This window comes from Rhodococcus sp. NPDC057014 (assembly GCF_042673295.1).
In the GTDB taxonomy this organism is placed as follows: domain Bacteria; phylum Actinomycetota; class Actinomycetes; order Mycobacteriales; family Mycobacteriaceae; genus Rhodococcus_F.
In genome coordinates, this window is record NZ_JBHUSF010000033.1 from 1 (window position 1) to 15,141 (window position 15,141).

14 protein-coding genes are annotated in these 15,141 nt (G+C 68.1%); 9 read left to right on the top strand and 5 right to left on the bottom strand.

Annotated features, from left to right (window positions below; all coding sequences use genetic code 11):
- Positions 1–32 precede the first annotated feature (32 nt).
- Together ACFTZB_RS09885 and ACFTZB_RS09890 are read right to left on the bottom strand one after the other, a co-directional pair.
- On the bottom strand, positions 33–458 hold the full coding sequence (locus ACFTZB_RS09885) for a hypothetical protein (RefSeq protein ID WP_378431338.1): 426 nt from the start codon (positions 456–458) through the stop codon (positions 33–35).
- Between the two features lie 123 nt (positions 459–581).
- The gene (locus tag ACFTZB_RS09890) at positions 582–2,615 is read right to left on the bottom strand and encodes an elongation factor G (protein ID WP_378431339.1); all 2,034 of its coding nucleotides are present in this window, start codon (positions 2,613–2,615) and stop codon (positions 582–584) included.
- Between the two features lie 131 nt (positions 2,616–2,746).
- Between ACFTZB_RS09890 and ACFTZB_RS09895 the strand changes: the two genes are divergently transcribed.
- Positions 2,747–3,217, top strand: coding sequence for an SRPBCC family protein (locus ACFTZB_RS09895; RefSeq protein WP_378431340.1), 471 nt, complete (start codon positions 2,747–2,749; stop codon positions 3,215–3,217).
- Here the strand turns inward: ACFTZB_RS09895 and ACFTZB_RS09900 are convergent.
- On the bottom strand, positions 3,211–4,866 hold the full coding sequence (locus ACFTZB_RS09900) for an alkaline phosphatase D family protein (RefSeq protein ID WP_378431341.1): 1,656 nt from the start codon (positions 4,864–4,866) through the stop codon (positions 3,211–3,213). The two genes, ACFTZB_RS09895 and ACFTZB_RS09900, sit on opposite strands and share 7 nt — an antisense overlap.
- Positions 4,867–5,106: 240 nt before the next feature.
- Between ACFTZB_RS09900 and ACFTZB_RS09905 the strand changes: the two genes are divergently transcribed.
- The 5 genes from ACFTZB_RS09905 (at position 5,107) to ACFTZB_RS09925 (ending at position 9,358) form a co-directional block, all read left to right on the top strand.
- Positions 5,107–5,319: a DUF4287 domain-containing protein gene (locus ACFTZB_RS09905; protein WP_087556750.1), complete on the top strand. Its 213-nt coding sequence runs from the start codon at positions 5,107–5,109 to the stop codon at positions 5,317–5,319.
- A gap of 103 nt (positions 5,320–5,422) precedes the next feature.
- Positions 5,423–7,351, top strand: coding sequence for a molecular chaperone HtpG (gene htpG, locus ACFTZB_RS09910; RefSeq protein ID WP_378431342.1), 1,929 nt, complete (start codon positions 5,423–5,425; stop codon positions 7,349–7,351).
- A 6-nt stretch (positions 7,352–7,357) separates the two neighbouring features.
- Positions 7,358–8,347, top strand: a complete 990-nt coding sequence (locus ACFTZB_RS09915; RefSeq protein ID WP_378431343.1) for an NAD-dependent epimerase/dehydratase family protein — start codon at positions 7,358–7,360, stop codon at positions 8,345–8,347.
- 65 nt (positions 8,348–8,412) lie between these two features.
- Entirely contained in the window at positions 8,413–8,982 is a 570-nt protein-coding gene (locus ACFTZB_RS09920; RefSeq protein ID WP_378431344.1) for a mismatch-specific DNA-glycosylase, read from the top strand.
- 25 nt (positions 8,983–9,007) lie between these two features.
- Positions 9,008–9,358, top strand: coding sequence for a hypothetical protein (locus ACFTZB_RS09925; RefSeq protein ID WP_378431345.1), 351 nt, complete (start codon positions 9,008–9,010; stop codon positions 9,356–9,358).
- A 12-nt stretch (positions 9,359–9,370) separates the two neighbouring features.
- Here ACFTZB_RS09925 and ACFTZB_RS09930 read toward each other — a convergent pair whose 3' ends face one another.
- Positions 9,371–10,765 carry an acyl-CoA dehydrogenase family protein gene (locus ACFTZB_RS09930; RefSeq protein ID WP_378431346.1) on the bottom strand — a complete coding sequence of 465 codons (1,395 nt, stop codon included), beginning with the start codon at positions 10,763–10,765 and terminating at the stop codon, positions 9,371–9,373.
- Between the two features lie 130 nt (positions 10,766–10,895).
- On the opposite strand from ACFTZB_RS09930, the gene ACFTZB_RS09935 reads away from it, so the two are divergent.
- Both ACFTZB_RS09935 and ACFTZB_RS09940 read left to right on the top strand, forming a co-directional pair.
- On the top strand, positions 10,896–11,705 hold the full coding sequence (locus ACFTZB_RS09935; RefSeq protein WP_378431347.1) for a class I SAM-dependent methyltransferase: 810 nt from the start codon (positions 10,896–10,898) through the stop codon (positions 11,703–11,705).
- Between the two features lie 55 nt (positions 11,706–11,760).
- On the top strand, positions 11,761–12,438 hold the full coding sequence (locus ACFTZB_RS09940; RefSeq protein ID WP_378431348.1) for a L,D-transpeptidase: 678 nt from the start codon (positions 11,761–11,763) through the stop codon (positions 12,436–12,438).
- Positions 12,439–12,489: 51 nt separating this feature from the next.
- Here ACFTZB_RS09940 and ACFTZB_RS09945 read toward each other — a convergent pair whose 3' ends face one another.
- Complete coding sequence (locus ACFTZB_RS09945) at positions 12,490–14,187, bottom strand: fumarate hydratase (RefSeq protein WP_378431349.1); 1,698 nt, start codon at positions 14,185–14,187, stop codon at positions 12,490–12,492.
- Between the two features lie 145 nt (positions 14,188–14,332).
- Here ACFTZB_RS09945 and ACFTZB_RS09950 point away from each other — a divergent pair, with 145 nt between their 5' ends.
- Positions 14,333–15,136: a type II CAAX prenyl endopeptidase Rce1 family protein gene (locus ACFTZB_RS09950; RefSeq protein WP_378431351.1), complete on the top strand. Its 804-nt coding sequence runs from the start codon at positions 14,333–14,335 to the stop codon at positions 15,134–15,136.
- Positions 15,137–15,141: the final 5 nt, after the last annotated feature.

Sequence of the window (15,141 nt, forward strand, 5' to 3'; positions counted from 1 at the left end):
GCTGCGGGCCGGTCGCGAGAGCTAGCGGCGGCTCACGAACCGGTCGTGCCCGTCGCCAGTGAAGAACACGCTTCCTGCGCCGCCGCCCACGTCGCGCTGTCGACCCCGGGAGGAGCGCTCGACGCGTCCGGCGCGCCGCCCTGGGGTGGGGCCGAACCGTCGCCGCCTTCCGGCGATGCCATCTCGCCGCTGGGCGGCGCCACCCCGCCCGGTGCCCCGCCGCCGGCCTGGTCGGGCGGTGCGGGCACGCCGTTCTCCTCGAGGCAGGCCTGGAGTTCGTCGCTCATCGCCGCGGGGGCGGAGCCGCCCTGCACGGCGCTGCCGGTGGAGCCGCCCTGCACGGCGCTGCCGGTGGAGCCGCCCTGCACGGCGCTGCCGGCAGTGCCGGTCGACGAAGTGCCGGACGAAGACTCGCCCGAACTACACGCGACGACGGAACATGCGAGACCTACTGCCATCGCCGCTCCACCGATGCCGCGAACCAATTGTGAACGCATGATCGATGCCCTTCCTCTGTGAGTGAGACACCACTACACCGCGGGAAGCTGGGAGAACGCTGCGTGCACGCTGGAAGGGCACTGTCAGCGCGGTTCGGGCCGCTCCTGGTAGCACTTGAAACTCAGTGCGAGACGGCCACGCCCGTGCGTCATCGAGCGCAGGGCGACCGGATAGTCGGTGACCTCGCTCGTCGGCACCGACGCGATGACGGTGACCTCGCCGTCCCCTGCCGGTTCGGTGCCCTCGATCTGGCCGCGTCGCCGGCCGAGATCCGCCATCACGTCACCCTGCAGCGTCGAGGGCACGGTGACCTCGACGTGGTCGACGGGTTCGAGGACGAGAGTGCCCACCTTGTCGATGGCCGCACGGAGGGCGAGCGCCCCCGCCATCCGGAAGCTGAAATCGTCGGAGTCGACGGAGTGATGCTTGCCGTCGAGGACGGTGGCACGCAGGTCGACGAGCGGAAACCCGTGCCTGCCTCCGCGTCCCATCGATTCGGCGATCCCCTTGCCGACCGCGGGAATGAGGGACTTGGGTATCACTCCGCCGCGGGTCTCGTCGACGAACACGTAGCCCTCGTCGCGGGGGAGCGGCTCGAAGCGGACCGTCGCCACCCCGAACTGGCCGTGGCCGCCGCTCTGCTTCTTGTGCCGGCCCTCCGTCTCCACGGTGCCGAGCAACGTCTCGCGGTACGCGATCTTCACCGGTTCGGTCAAGAGGGTGATGCCGTACCGCCGCTTCAACCGGGTCAGCGCCACCTGCACGTGCACGTCGCCGGCACCCCGGACCACCGTCTGGTGGGTTTCGCTGTCGCGCGTGACCTCCAACGTCGGGTCGTCGCTGACGAGTTCGGCCAGGGCAGTCGCGAGTTTGTCCTCGTCGCCGGCGCTCTCGGCGGCCACCGCGATCCCGTAGACGGGTCGGCGGTGCACGATCGGGGGCACGGTGAGCGGTGAGCCGATCGGCGCGAGGGTGTCGCCCGTCGAGACGTCGGTGAGTTTGATGGCGCCGACGATGTCGCCGGCCTCCGCGCTGTCGATCGGGGTGTGCTTGCTGCCGAGGACGCGCAGAAGGTTGTGCAGGCGCTCCTTCGCGCCGGTGCGCTGGTTGACGAGAACATCGTCCGCGTGCACGTAGCCGGAGAGGATCTTCAGCAACGCCACCTGCCCGACGTATTCGTCGGTCTGCGTCTTGAAGACGTACGCGAGCGGGTCGCCGGACGGATCGCACCGCACCTCGGCGACCCGGTCGCTGTCACCGCGGACTTCGATGCCCGGGACCTCCGACGGTGCCGGCGCGATCCGGCACACGAAGTCGAGCAACCGGTCGACGGCGATCGCATCGACGGCCGACCCGCACAGCACCGGCCACAGCGAACCCGCGGCGAAACCCGCGCGGAGCGCGTGCTCGAGTTCGGGAACGGAGATGTCCTCGCCGTCGAGGTACTTCGAGAGCAGGTCGTCCTCGATCTCGACCACGTCCTCCACGAGATGCTCGTGCTGTTCGTGTTCGCGGTCGGCGATGTCGGCGGGCAGTTCGTCGCTCGTGTTCGCGGACCCGCTGTCGTAGAGGATGACGTGCTCGGTGAGGAGGTCGGCGACCCCCGTGAACGCGGACGCCTCGCCGACGGGCAGGTCGACCGGTTCGACGCCGGACCCGAAATGGTCGCGGATCCCGGCCAGGACCACGTCGAACGACGCCCGCTCCTTGTCCATCTTGTTCACGAACAGGATGCGCGGGATGGCTCGCTCGGTGGCCGCCTGCCACAGCAGTTCGTCGTTCACCTGCAGACCGCTGACCCCGTCGATCACGAACACGGCGACGTCGGCGACCCGGAGCGCCGTCATCGCGTCGCCGGCGAAATCGGCGTAGCCCGGCGGGTCGAGAAGGTTGATCCGGTAGTCGTTCCAGGAGAACGAGGCGAGGCCGAGCGTCAGCGACTGGGTGCGGTCGTGTTCCTCCGGCTGGGTGTCGAGCACGGTGTTGCCGCTCTCGACACGCCCGGGCCGCGTGACGACACCGGCGCGGAAGAGCATCGCCTCCGCGAGAGTCGTCTTCCCGTTGCCCTGATGCCCCACCAGGGCGATATTGCGGATCAGATCCGTCTCGGTCGTCACTGCTACCCCCACCATGTCGTACGGGTCGCTCCCGACGATACCGCGCGCGCGACCGGTGGCGAGGCGTTATCTTCCACGTGAGAGGTGGTCGCGACCTCGGTCCGCCACACCCGACACCGAATGGAGACCGCATGGCTTCGGCCGAGTTCCTCGTCGAACGTTCCACCGTCATCGATGCGAGCCCCGACGTCGTTCAGCCCCTCCTCGACGACTTCCGGAAGTGGCAGGCGTGGTCGCCGTGGGAGGACGTCGATCCCGACTTGAAGCGCACGTACTCCGGCCCGGATTCGGGAGTGGGCGCCTCCTACGCCTGGGAGGGCAACCGCAAGGCGGGTTCGGGACAAATGGTGATCACCGAGTCGGTCCCCGGCTCGAAGGTCGTGCTCGACCTGACCTTCCTCAAACCGTTCAAGGCGGAGAACGTCACGACGTTCCTCCTCGAACCGAACGGCGCGGGCACGACCGTCCGGTGGCAGATGACCGGCAAGAACAACCGCTTCTTCAGGATCGTGGGAGTCGTCTTCCCGATGGACAAGATGGTGGGTAAGGATTTCGAGAAGGGGCTCGCACAGTTGAAGGCGGCGGCCGAGCAGCGTCAGTAGTCTTTTCCCGTCGCCAGTTCGAGGTCCGTCATGGTCTTGAAGCGGGGTGTGCCGTCGCTGTCGTTGCGGGCCTGTTCCATCACGAGGCGGGCCGACCGTCCCTTCAGGTGGAGGGTCGCCACCTGATCACCGAAGAACGGTCCGGCGACCTTGGACCAGTCGAGGGGAACCGGTGGCACCCGCGACACCCGGCCCAGGATGAAACGCACGGTCCGCTCGGTGGCGCGCCGCCACGAGATCCGGAACGTCACGTTCATGGCCGCCGGGACGTAGTTGTGGAGGGGTGAGCACGTCAGCTGATAGACCAGTGACTGCAGCGGTTCGGGGTAGTGCGCCTGCGCGGCGTAGGCGTGGTGGACGTCGCCGGACAGCACCGAGATGGTGGACGGCGCGCGGCCACGCGGCCCGGCCCGGTGGCCCTTGCCGACGTCGGCGAGGAGCCGGGCGAGCCGGTCGAACGAGTCACGAAACGCCGCCCAGTGCTCCAGGTCCGCCCCGCGCCGGATCTTCTCGGCCCAGGCCGCCACCCGGGGGCCGCGTGATCCGGCGGCGAGGCGTTCGTTCCAGGACTCCAGGTCGTGGAGGGCACGGGGCAGCAACCACGGAAGCGACGTCCCGACGAGCAGGTGGTCGTAGTCGCCCTCGGTCTGACGTTCGATCCAGGAGAACTCCGGGTCGGACACCATCTCGCGGCGGCCGTCGGCGAGGATGCGCCCACACCGCGAGTCGATGACGAGCAGCCGTGCGACCCCGAGGTCGCGTCGATACGACCATTGCGTGCCCTTCGCGCCGTCCGCCTCCTCGTCGGCGGCCGACGCGAACTCCCGGAGCATCGGTTCGACGTCGCCGCCGTGCTTCCGAACACGTTGGTACAGATCGTTTTCGGCGAGGAGGCTCGGTGACAGGTTCCCCAGGTGCTGATAGACCCAGTACGACGACAACGCGCCCACGATGCGCTCCTCCCACCACGACGTCGCCTCGACGTCGTCGCGCCAGGACTCGGACGTGTTCCAGTCGTCGCGCACGTCGTGATCGTCGAAGATCATCGACGTGGGCACCGTGGACATCAGCCAGCGCACCTGAGGGTCAGACCACGATTCGGCGTACAGCCAGGTGTATTCCTCGAAGTTGCGCACCTGCGGGCCGGGTGGCTCCTTCACGTCGTGGATCTCGGCGACCCGCGCCTCGGTCTCGGGGGAGAGTTCGTCGGCATACACCTGGTCCCCGAGCAGCAGCAGGGCGTCGGGCCACCGGTCCGGGGACTGTCCGGCCATCCGCACCGCGTACGCGTCGAGGGCGTCGGCGCCGAGGTGCCGGTTGTCCTCCGTCGTGGACATCGTGGCGAACCGGCACGATCCGAACGTCAGGACGAGGGTGTCGTCGTCCTCGCGGAGCGTGCGGATCACCGACGGGACGGCATTCGGAAGCGGCCACACCGGACGGCCGTCGAGGGTCACGTCGTACGGAGTGGTCGATCCCGGTTCCAGATCGTCCACGACGACGAGCGCGTAATGGTGACCCGACACGTTCCACGTGCGTTCCTCGTGGCCGAGGACCCGGACGGTGCACGCCTCCGACGTCTCGACCCACACCGTCGCATCGCCCGTGCCGACATGTCTGAGCAGCGGTCCCAGAATCAGCTCCGCCACTTTGTCACCCTGCCGGAATTCTCTTCGCGCGTGACGGGTACATACGGTCAGACTACGGATACCGGGCCAACTGCGAGGCGGCTTCTGCGTCGAAATCGGTCATCGCCGTTTCGAGCGGGAAGCGTGGCTACCGGGAGGTGTCGCGGCAGCTCGCCGAATGGGCACATTCCGTCTGAGTGTCGCTTCCTGAAGATGCTTGTCGGACAGGATGTGTCGGCGGGTGCCGGTAGCGTGTCGCGCATGGCTGAACCGGTGAAGGGTCCCGCGTCGTATTTCCCGTCGATCGAGGAGAAGTACGGCCGGCCGATCAGTGAGTGGCAGACGCTCATCCGCTCGTCCGAGCTGACCAAGCACATGGAGTTGGTGAGCTGGCTGAAGTCGGAGCACGGACTCGGCCACGGTCATGCCAACGCGCTGGTCGCGCACACTCTGAAGGAGGACGCCGCCGGCTGACGGGCCACCGGCGGTAGCTCGCCGCGATGAATCCGGAATTTTGCCGCGGGATATCATTCCGACGAATCTGGTGTCGAGGGTTCTGCTGTCGAAGGGAATCGAAGTGAGCACGAAAATCGAACAACTGGAGTTCCAGGCGGAGACCCGCCAGCTCCTGGACCTCATGATCCACTCGGTGTACTCCAACAAGGACTCGTTCCTGCGGGAGCTCATCTCCAACGCCTCGGACGCGCTGGACAAGTTGCGGCTCGAAGCGTTCCGCAACAAGGACCTCGACGTCGACACGTCGGATCTGCACATCGAGATCGAGGTGGACGCGGACAAGCGCACGCTCACGGTCCGCGACAACGGCATCGGCATGTCTCACGAGGAGGTCGTCGACCTCATCGGCACGCTGGCCAAATCCGGCACCGCGGACCTGCGCCGCAAGTTGCGGGAAGCGAAGGACGCCGCCGCCTCCGAGGAACTGATCGGGCAGTTCGGCATCGGTTTCTACTCGACGTTCATGGTCGCAGACAAGGTGACCCTCCTGACGCGTAAGGCCGGCGAGAGCGAGGCCACGCGCTGGGAGTCGAGCGGCGAGGCCACGTACACGATCGAGGCCGTCGACGACGCCCCGCAGGGCAGCTCCGTCACCCTGCACCTCAAGCCGGAGGACACCGAGGATCACCTGCACGACTACACGTCGGAACGGAAGATCAAGGAACTCGTCAAGCGGTACTCCGACTTCATCGCGTGGCCGATCCGGATGGACGTCGAGCGCACGGTCCCCGCGGAGGGCGACGGCGAGGACGAGGTCACCACGACGTCCGAGACGATCAACTCGATGAAGGCGCTGTGGGCCCGCTCGAAGGACGACGTCTCCGAGGACGAGTACAAGGAGTTCTACAAGCACATCGCCCATGCCTGGGACGAACCGCTCGAGGTCATCCCGATGAAGGCCGAGGGCACGTTCGAGTTCCAGGCGCTGCTGTTCATTCCGTCCCACGCGCCGTTCGACCTGTTCATGCGGGACGGGAAGACGGGTGTGCAGCTGTACGTCAAGCGCGTCTTCATCATGGACGACTGCGACCAGCTGATGCCGGAGTACCTGCGCTTCGTCAAGGGTGTGGTCGACGCTCAGGATCTCTCCCTCAACGTCTCCCGTGAAATCCTGCAGCAGGACCGGCAGATCCGCGCCATCCGCCGCAGGCTCACCAAGAAGGTCCTCACCACGATCAAGGACCTGAAGGCCGAGCGGCCCGACGACTACCGGACGTTCTGGGCGGAGTTCGGCCGCGCGGTCAAGGAAGGCCTGATGTCGGACAGCGACAATCGGGATGCGCTGCTCGGTATCTCGTCGTTCGCGTCCACCCACAGCGAGGAGGAGCTGACCTCGCTCGAAGACTACGTGGCGCGGATGAAGGACGGTCAGGAGCAGATCTTCTACGCGACCGGCGAATCCCGGCAGCTGCTCGAGAGCTCCCCGCACATGGAGGCCTTCCGTGCGAAGGGCTTCGAGGTGCTGCTGCTTACCGATCCCGTGGACGAGATGTGGGTCGGCGCCGTTCCGGAATTCGACGGCAAGTCGTTCCAGTCGATCGCCAAGGGTGAGGTCGATCTCGACACCGAGGAAGACAAGAAGGCGCACGAGTCGGAGCGGGAGGAGCAAGAGAAGGACTTCGCCGGCCTGCTCTCCTGGATGGCCGACGCGCTCACCGAGCAGGTCAAGGAGGTGCGGCTGTCGACGCGGCTGACCACGTCACCGGCCTGCATCGTCGGCGACGCGTTCAGCATGTCTCCGGCACTCGAACGGATGTACCGGGCATCCGGGCAGCCCGTCCCCACCACGAAGCGCATCCTCGAACTGAACCCCACTCACCCCCTCGTCACCGGGCTGCGCGAAGCGCACGGCGAACGCAACGAGGACCCGGCGCTGGGGGAGACCGCGGAACTCCTCTACGGGATGGCGCTCCTGGCCGAGGGCGGCGAACTCGACGATCCGGCCCGGTTCACCACCATGCTCGCCAACCGTCTCGCCAGGACGGTGTAATACCCCGTGCTGGTATTGGTCACGGGGGGAACAGGTTTCGTCGGAGCGTGGAGCGCGAAGGCGGCGGTGGACGCCGGTCACCGGGTGCGCTTCCTCGTGCGGGATCCTGCTCGCCTCGTGACCAGTGCGGCGGCGCTCGGGCTCGACACGTCCGATCACGTGGTCGGTGACATCACGGACGCCGCCTCCGTGCGCCGAGCGCTGGACGGCTGCGACGCCGTCATCCACGCCGCGGCCGTGGTCGCGGTCGACCCGCGGCGCGCGGAGGAGATGCTGGCGACCAACCTGGCCGGCGCGCAGAACGTGCTGGGAACCGCGGTCGAGCTCGGCCTCGATCCGATCGTCTACGTCTCGAGCATCGCCGCCCTGTTCCAGCCGGGGGCCCGGCTGCTCACCCCCGGCCTCCCGGTGTGCGGACCTTCCGACGCCTACGGCCGCAGCAAGGCGCGCGTGGAGCAGTACGCGCGCGACCTGCAGGCCGGCGGCGCACCCATCGCGATCACCTACCCCGGCATGATCGTCGGCCCGCCCGCGGGAAACCAGTTCGGCGAGGCCGCCCAGGCAGTCGAGGCCGCCGTCCACCTGCGGGGTCTGCCCGGGCGAAGCGCCGCATGGACGATGGTCGACGTGCGTGAGGTGGCCACGGCGCACGCCGCCCTCCTCCAGTCGGGGAGCGGCGCCCGCCGGTTCATGCTCGGAGGTCCCCGGATCCCGATCGCCGGGATCGCCGACATGCTGGCCACGATCACCGGCAGACGGATGGGCGTATACCCGGTGCCGGACTCCGCGTTGCGCCTGGTGGGCAGACTGGTCGACGCGATCGACCGGTTCGTCCCCTTCGACACCCCGATCTCGGAGGCCGCGATGGAGTACTACACGCGGATGCCCGACACGGACGACCGGCCGAGCGAAACCGAACTCGGGGTGAAGTACCGCGATTCGGCGGAGACCCTGGCCGACACCGTCGCCGGGCTGACGGAGGCGGGCCGACTGTGAATACGGAGGCGGGCCGACTGTGAGTGCGGAGGCGGGCCGACTGTGAGTGCGGAGGCGGGCCGGCTGTGAGCTTCACCCGCGCGGAGTTGGAGTCGTTCCGGGACGCCGAGGTGCCGGACCTCATCGGACCGGGCTGCCGACTGCTGTTCGTCGGCATCAACCCGGGACTGTGGACCGCCGCGACCGGGGCGCATTTCGCGCGTCCGGGCAACCGCTTCTACCCGGCGCTGCTGGGCGCCGGGATCATCGAGCGACCGATCGACCCGACTGCGGGCATGTCGGACGCGGATCGCGATCACCTGATCGAGCGGGGCGTCGGTATCACCAACCTGGCGCCACGCGCCACGGCCAAGGCCGACGAGCTGACCGGTGCGGAACTGGCCGTCGGCGCAGAGCGGCTGCGCTCCGTCGTCCGCGACACCGCTCCCCGGGTGGTCGCCGTAGCCGGAATCACCGCCTATCGCACGGCATTCGGTGAGCGTGCAGCGAAGAAGGGCAAACAGCCCCGCACCCTCGAGGGTGCGGAGTTGTGGCTGGTGCCCAATCCCAGCGGGCTCAACGCCCACGAAACGGTCGCCACCCTCGCCGCGTCGTACCGGGAGGCGGCGATCGAGGCCGGAATCGTCTCGCGCTGACCGGGCCGGTCGCTAGGCTGCGGAGATGACCGTCGTCTACAACCTCGTGTTCGTCTGCCACCTGCTCGGCATGGCCGCCCTCGTCGGCGGCTATTTCGCGGTGCTCGCGGCGCCGCGGATCTCCGAGGTGATGGTGTGGGGTGCGCGGCTCCAGTTCGTGACGGGACTGATCCTGGTCGGGCTGGGAGAGGCCGCACTGGAGAAGGACTACAACCACGTCAAGATCGGCGTGAAGCTTCTGCTCTCCCTCGTGGTGGTCGCGCTCGCCGAGATCGTCCGGGGCAAGCAGAAGCGAGGGCGGGAACGCCCGAACCTCGTCCACGTCGTCGGTGGGCTGGGCATCGTCACCGTGCTGGTGGCCGCCCTCTGGACCTGATTTCGCACTCGTTCACTTCTTCGGTGGGGCAAGAATCTTCATCGCCCACCGCTGCGCGGACTCGGGCATCCGGTCCTTCACGGACATCGCGAACTCGCCGGCCTTCGTGCGCACCGACGTGCCCCTGCCGAACCGGCGGTTGAACGCGGATCCCTCGGTCGGCTGATCGAAGTGCAGCGGCGGGGCACCGTCTGCGGCGCCCAGTGCGCGCCCGATCACCATCCGCTGAATCTCGCTGGTGCCCTCGAAGATGGTGTACAGCTTGGCGTCCCGGTACCACTTCTCGACGGGATGGTCGCTGATGTACCCCCACCCGCCCATCGTCTGCAGCGCCCGCTCGGTGGTTTTCACGGCGACCTCCGACGCCGCGAGCTTCGCCATCGAGCCCTCGCCGTGACGGAACTCCACGCCTGCCGCCGCCATCCACGACGCCCGCCACGTCAGTAGCCGTGCGGCGTCGATCTGGGTCGCGAGGTCGGCCAGCGGAAACGCGATGCCCTGGTTGTCGATGATCGGACCGCCGAACGCCTCCCTCCGGTTCGCGTACTCGGTGGCGTATTCGAGCGCGGCGCGGGCAATCCCCAGCGCCTGAGCCGCGACCATCGGACGGGTCTGCTCGAACGTGCCGAGGGTGGCCGACTTCCGCCGCGGCGCGCCGGTGGCCACCTCCTCCTGGACCTCACGGGCCTTCCGCATGCGGTGCTGCAGTTTGTCGTCGCCGCCGAGCAGATGGTCGGCGGGCACCCGCACCCGATGGAACTTCAGCTCCGCCGTGTGCGACGCACGGCAGCCCAGCTTGTCGAGCTTGCGGACGAGTTCGATGCCCGGGCTTCCGCCGGGAACCACGAACAGCGCCTGCCCCCGATGCCCCAGCTCCGGGTCGACGGTGGCGTTCACGACGTGCACGTCGGCGATGCCCCCGTTGCCGATCCACATCTTGTGGCCCTCGATCACCCAGTCGTCGCCGTCGCGCGTCGCGGTGGTCCGCAGATTGCGGACGTCGCTGCCGCCCTCGGGTTCGGAGATGCACAGTGCGGCGAGTTTAAGGTTGCCGGGCTCGCCGAAGCACTCGGGTGCCCAGCGCAGCATCTGCTCCGGCGTCGCGGCCTGCCCGATCGACGACAGCGCCAGCGCGGGCATCACGATGGCAAGCCCGATTCCGGCGCAACCCCAGAACAGCTCCTCCATGAACAGGGGGAGGGACAGGCCGGTCGGGTCGCCGATCAGGTCGCGATAGAACAGCGGACTGTAGAAGCCCGCGTCCGCGGCCTTCTCGAGGACGTCCCAGGGGAACTCCTGTGCGCGGTCGTGCTCGGCGGCCACCGGCCGGATCACGTTCTCCGCGAAAGCGTGCGTCCGCTCGACGAGGTCCTTCTGCGCCGGGGTGAGCGCGAGGCTGAAGGTCATGGCGGTCCCTCGGTTGCCGTGTTGGTGTGCAACAACGTAACACTCACGGCCCGCGAGAGCTGTGGATCGCAGAATCCTGAGGAATGGGATAGTGATCTCATCATCTGACCGGAGTTGCTAGCGTCGAGGCATGGACGGCGACGAGACGGTCTACACCCACGGCCACGACGAATCGGTGCTGCGAAACCATCGATGGCGCACCGCCGAGAACTCCGCCGGCTACCTACTCCCGCGCCTGCGAACAGGCATGACACTGCTCGACGTCGGGTGTGGGCCGGGCACCATCACCGCCGACCTCGCGGAACTCGTCGCGCCCGGAGTCGTCACCGCCGTCGAGATGAACGACGAGGCGCTCTCGCTGGCGCGGAACGAGTTCACCGAGCGCGGGATCGCGAATATCGAGACCGTCGTATCGGACGTCCACGCACTCGACTTCCCCGACGACAGCTTCGACGTGGTGCACGCGCATCAGGTCCTGCAGCACGTCGGCGATCCGGTGCAGGCTCTGCGCGAGATGAAGCGGGTGTGTCGACCCGGCGGAATCGTTGCCGCCCGCGATGCGGACTACGGCACGTTCACGTGGTATCCGCCGACACCCGAACTCGACGACTGGCTGACGCTCTACAAGGCCGTCGCGCGGGCGAACGGCGGTGAACCCGACGCCGGTCGTCGCCTGCGGTCGTGGGCGCACGAGGCCGGTCTCGGCGACGTCGTGAACACGGCGAGCACGTGGTGTTTCGCGTCCGACGAGGATCGCGAGTGGTGGGGAGGGTCGTGGGCCGACCGCTCGCTGCGATCGGCCTATGCGGACCGGGCGCTCGCGCTGGGGCTCGCCACCGAGGCGGACCTCGACCGCATCGCGGCCGGCTGGCGTGCGTGGGTGCGGGAGAACGACGGCTGGTTCGCGCTCCTGCACAGCGAGATCCTCTGCCGGGTGTAGTGCAGCGCGCAGCGAAAATCTCGCGACCCGCGCCCGGGAATGGAACACTCGCCCCATGACGACGTTGCGCGTGGGTCGACTGTGGTTGCCGGGGCTGATGGTGATTCTGATCGGGCTGGTGTTCGCCCCCGGTGCCTCCGCGGCCCCGGAACGAGCGGTCTTCTCCGGAGACTCGGACCAGGTGGTTACCGTCTACGCCCCGTCGGCGGGGTCGGTGCGCGCCGAACTGACCGCCTGGGAGCGGGGCTCGGACGGCACGTGGCAGGTGTTCGCGGGTCCCGTCCCCGCCGACGTCGGCGCAGAGGGAATCGGTGCGGCGAGCGAATTCTCCACCCGCACGCCTGCCGGTGTCTTCCCGCTGTCGCAGGCGTTCGGCCGGCAGCCCGCACCGGCGACGGCGATGCCGTACTTCCAGGCGGATCGGCGTGACTGGTGGGATTCGAATCCGCTCTCGCCGACGTACAACACGCACGTCCGGCAGGATTCGAGCCCCGGCGGAAACAGCGAGAACCTCTACTCGGCCGGACCGCTCTACGACTACGCGCTCGCGATCGGCTACAACGCCGCCCGCATCCCCGGCCTCGGCTCGGCGATGTTCCTGCACGTCACGGACGGCACCACCACCGAAGGGTGCGTTGCCACCGACCGCGACACGCTGACGACCCTCCTCGGCCGACTCGATCCGGCGAAGAATCCGGTGATCGAGATCGCCGTAGGCGCTTCGCGCCCGTGAGCGGTTAAAGAGTCCAGAGACTCGTTAACCACTCACGGGCGGCGGAGCCGCCTACAGCCCGGGGCGCTTACCGATGGTGAGGGTGGGGGTGGAGACACCGGCGAAGAAGTCCTCGCCCTTGTCGTCGACGACGATGAATGCGGGGAAGTCCTCGACCTCGATCTTCCAGACCGCTTCCATGCCGAGCTCTTCGTACTCGACGATCTCGACCTTCTTGATGCAGTCGAGCGCGAGACGCGCCGCGGGGCCGCCGATGGACCCCAGGTAGAAGCCGCCGTAGGACTTGCAGGCGTCGGTGACCTGCTTGGACCGGTTGCCCTTCGCGAGCATCACCATGGAGCCGCCTGCGGCCTGGAACTGATCCACGTAGGAGTCCATCCGACCGGCCGTGGTGGGGCCGAAGGAACCGGACGCCATGCCGTCGGGGGTCTTGGCGGGACCGGCGTAGTACACCGGGTGGTCCTTGAGGTACTGCGGCATCTCCTCGCCGGCGTCGAGCCGTTCCTTGATCTTGGCGTGGGCGATGTCGCGGGCGACGACGAGCGGGCCGGTGAGCGACAGCCGGGTCTTCACCGGATGCTTGGACAGCTCGGCGAGGATCTCGGGCATCGGCTTGGTGAGATCGATCTTGACGGCGGCGCCCTTGCCGGTGCCGGAGATGCCGTCGGTCTCGGCGTCGAGCTGGGCGTCGGTGACCTCGGGGAGGAACCGGCCCGGGTTGAATTCCAGCTGCTCGAGGAAAACGCCCTCCGGGGTGATCTTCGCCTTGGCCTGGCGGTCCGCCGAGCAGGACACGGCGAGAGCGACGGGCAGCGAGGCGCCGTGGCGGGGGAGCCGGATGACGCGGACGTCGTGGCAGAAGTACTTGCCGCCGAACTGTGCGCCGATGCCGATCTGGCGGGTCAGCTCGAGCACCTTCTCCTCGAGTTCCAGGTCGCGGAAGCCGCGACCGGTGATCGCGCCCTCGTTGGGAAGTTCGTCGAGGTAGTGCGCGGACGCGTACTTGGCCGTCTTCAGCGCGAACTCCGCGGACGTGCCGCCGACGACGATCGCGAGGTGGTACGGCGGGCAGGCTGCGGTGCCGAGGGCACGGATCTTCTCCTCGAGGAACCGCATCATGCCGTCCGGGTTGAGGATCGCCTTGGTCTCCTGGAACAGGTAGGACTTGTTGGCGCTGCCGCCGCCCTTGGCCATGTACAGGAACTTGTACGTGTTCTCGTGGCCGGTCGCCGTGTCGGCGTAGAGCTCGATCTGGGCGGGGAGGTTGCTGCCGGTGTTCTTCTCGTCCCACATCGTGAGCGGCGCGTTCTGCGAGTACCGCAGGTTGAGCCGGGTGTAGGCGTCGTAGACGCCGCGCGCCACGGCCTTCTCGTCGTCGCCGGGGGTGAGCACGTGCTGGCCGCGCTTGCCCATGACGATCGCGGTGCCGGTGTCCTGGCACATCGGCAGGACACCGGCGGCGGAGATGTTGGCGTTCTTGAGCAGATCGAGCGCCACGAACTTGTCGTTGCCCGACGCCTCGGGATCGTCGAGGATGCTCGCGAGCTGCTTCAGGTGATCGCTGCGCAGGTAGTGCGAGATGTCGTGGAGGGCGGTCTCGGTGAGCAGGCGCAGCGCCTCGGGCTCGACGGACAGGAAGGTGCGGCCGCCGGGTCCTTCGACAGTCGACACCCCCTCGGTGGTCAGCAGCCGATATTCGGTGGGGTCCTCACCGATCGGCAGCAAGTCCTCGTAGAGGAAGTCGGCCATTCTATCTCCTGGACAGCGGGTTGTGTGAAGTTCGTCTTCAGGCTAGACGCGGCACCCGGTGGCCCTGTGACGCGGGGGCATGCTTTCCCCTGTGCAGTGGCGCGGCTCACAGAGTTCTCACAAGTAAATCCGTACACTTGACTGGATGCTTGAACACGGAACCAGCTCGGCCGGCCGAACGACCCTTGCGGTCCAGGACGCCGGAGCCGTCGACGACGAGAAGTCCGGTGCACGTGCCAAGCGGCCCGTACTGCACGCCTACCTCGACATCGCGATCGTGGTGGTCGTCCTCGCGGCCACGAACCTGATCGCGCATTTCACCACCGCGTGGGCCAGCATCGCGACCGTTCCCATCGCGGCCGTCGTGCTGCTCGTGCTCACCCGGCGCCGCGGCCTCGGCTGGGCCGAGCTGGGGCTCTCGCCCCGGCACTGGCGCAAGGGGTCGCTCTACGCCCTCGCGGCGATGGGCCTCGTGATCGGCGTCGTCGCGATCGGTGCCGCCCTGCCGATCACCCGCCCCTTCTTCATGGCCGACCGGTACGCCACCATCTCCGGTGCGCTGATCGCGTCGATGATCGTCATCCCGCTGCAGACCGTCATCCCCGAGGAACTGGCGTTCCGCGGCGTGCTGCACGGCACCCTCGACCGGGTGTACGGCGCGCGCGGCGTCTTCGCGGCAGGATCGCTGATGTTCGGTCTCTGGCACATCGCGTCCTCGATGGGACTGACGTCGGGCAACAAGGGATTGTCGAGCTTTCTCGGTGGTGGTGTTCTCGGACAGGTGCTCGGCATCCTCGCGGCGGTGGTCGCCACCGCGGCCGCGGGCGTCGTGTTCACGTGGCTCCGACGCCGCAGCGGCAGTCTGATCGCGCCCATCGCGCTGCACTGGTCGTTGAACGGTGCGGGCGCGCTCGCCGCCGCCGTCGTGTGGCACACGACCATGGGCTGAGCAGG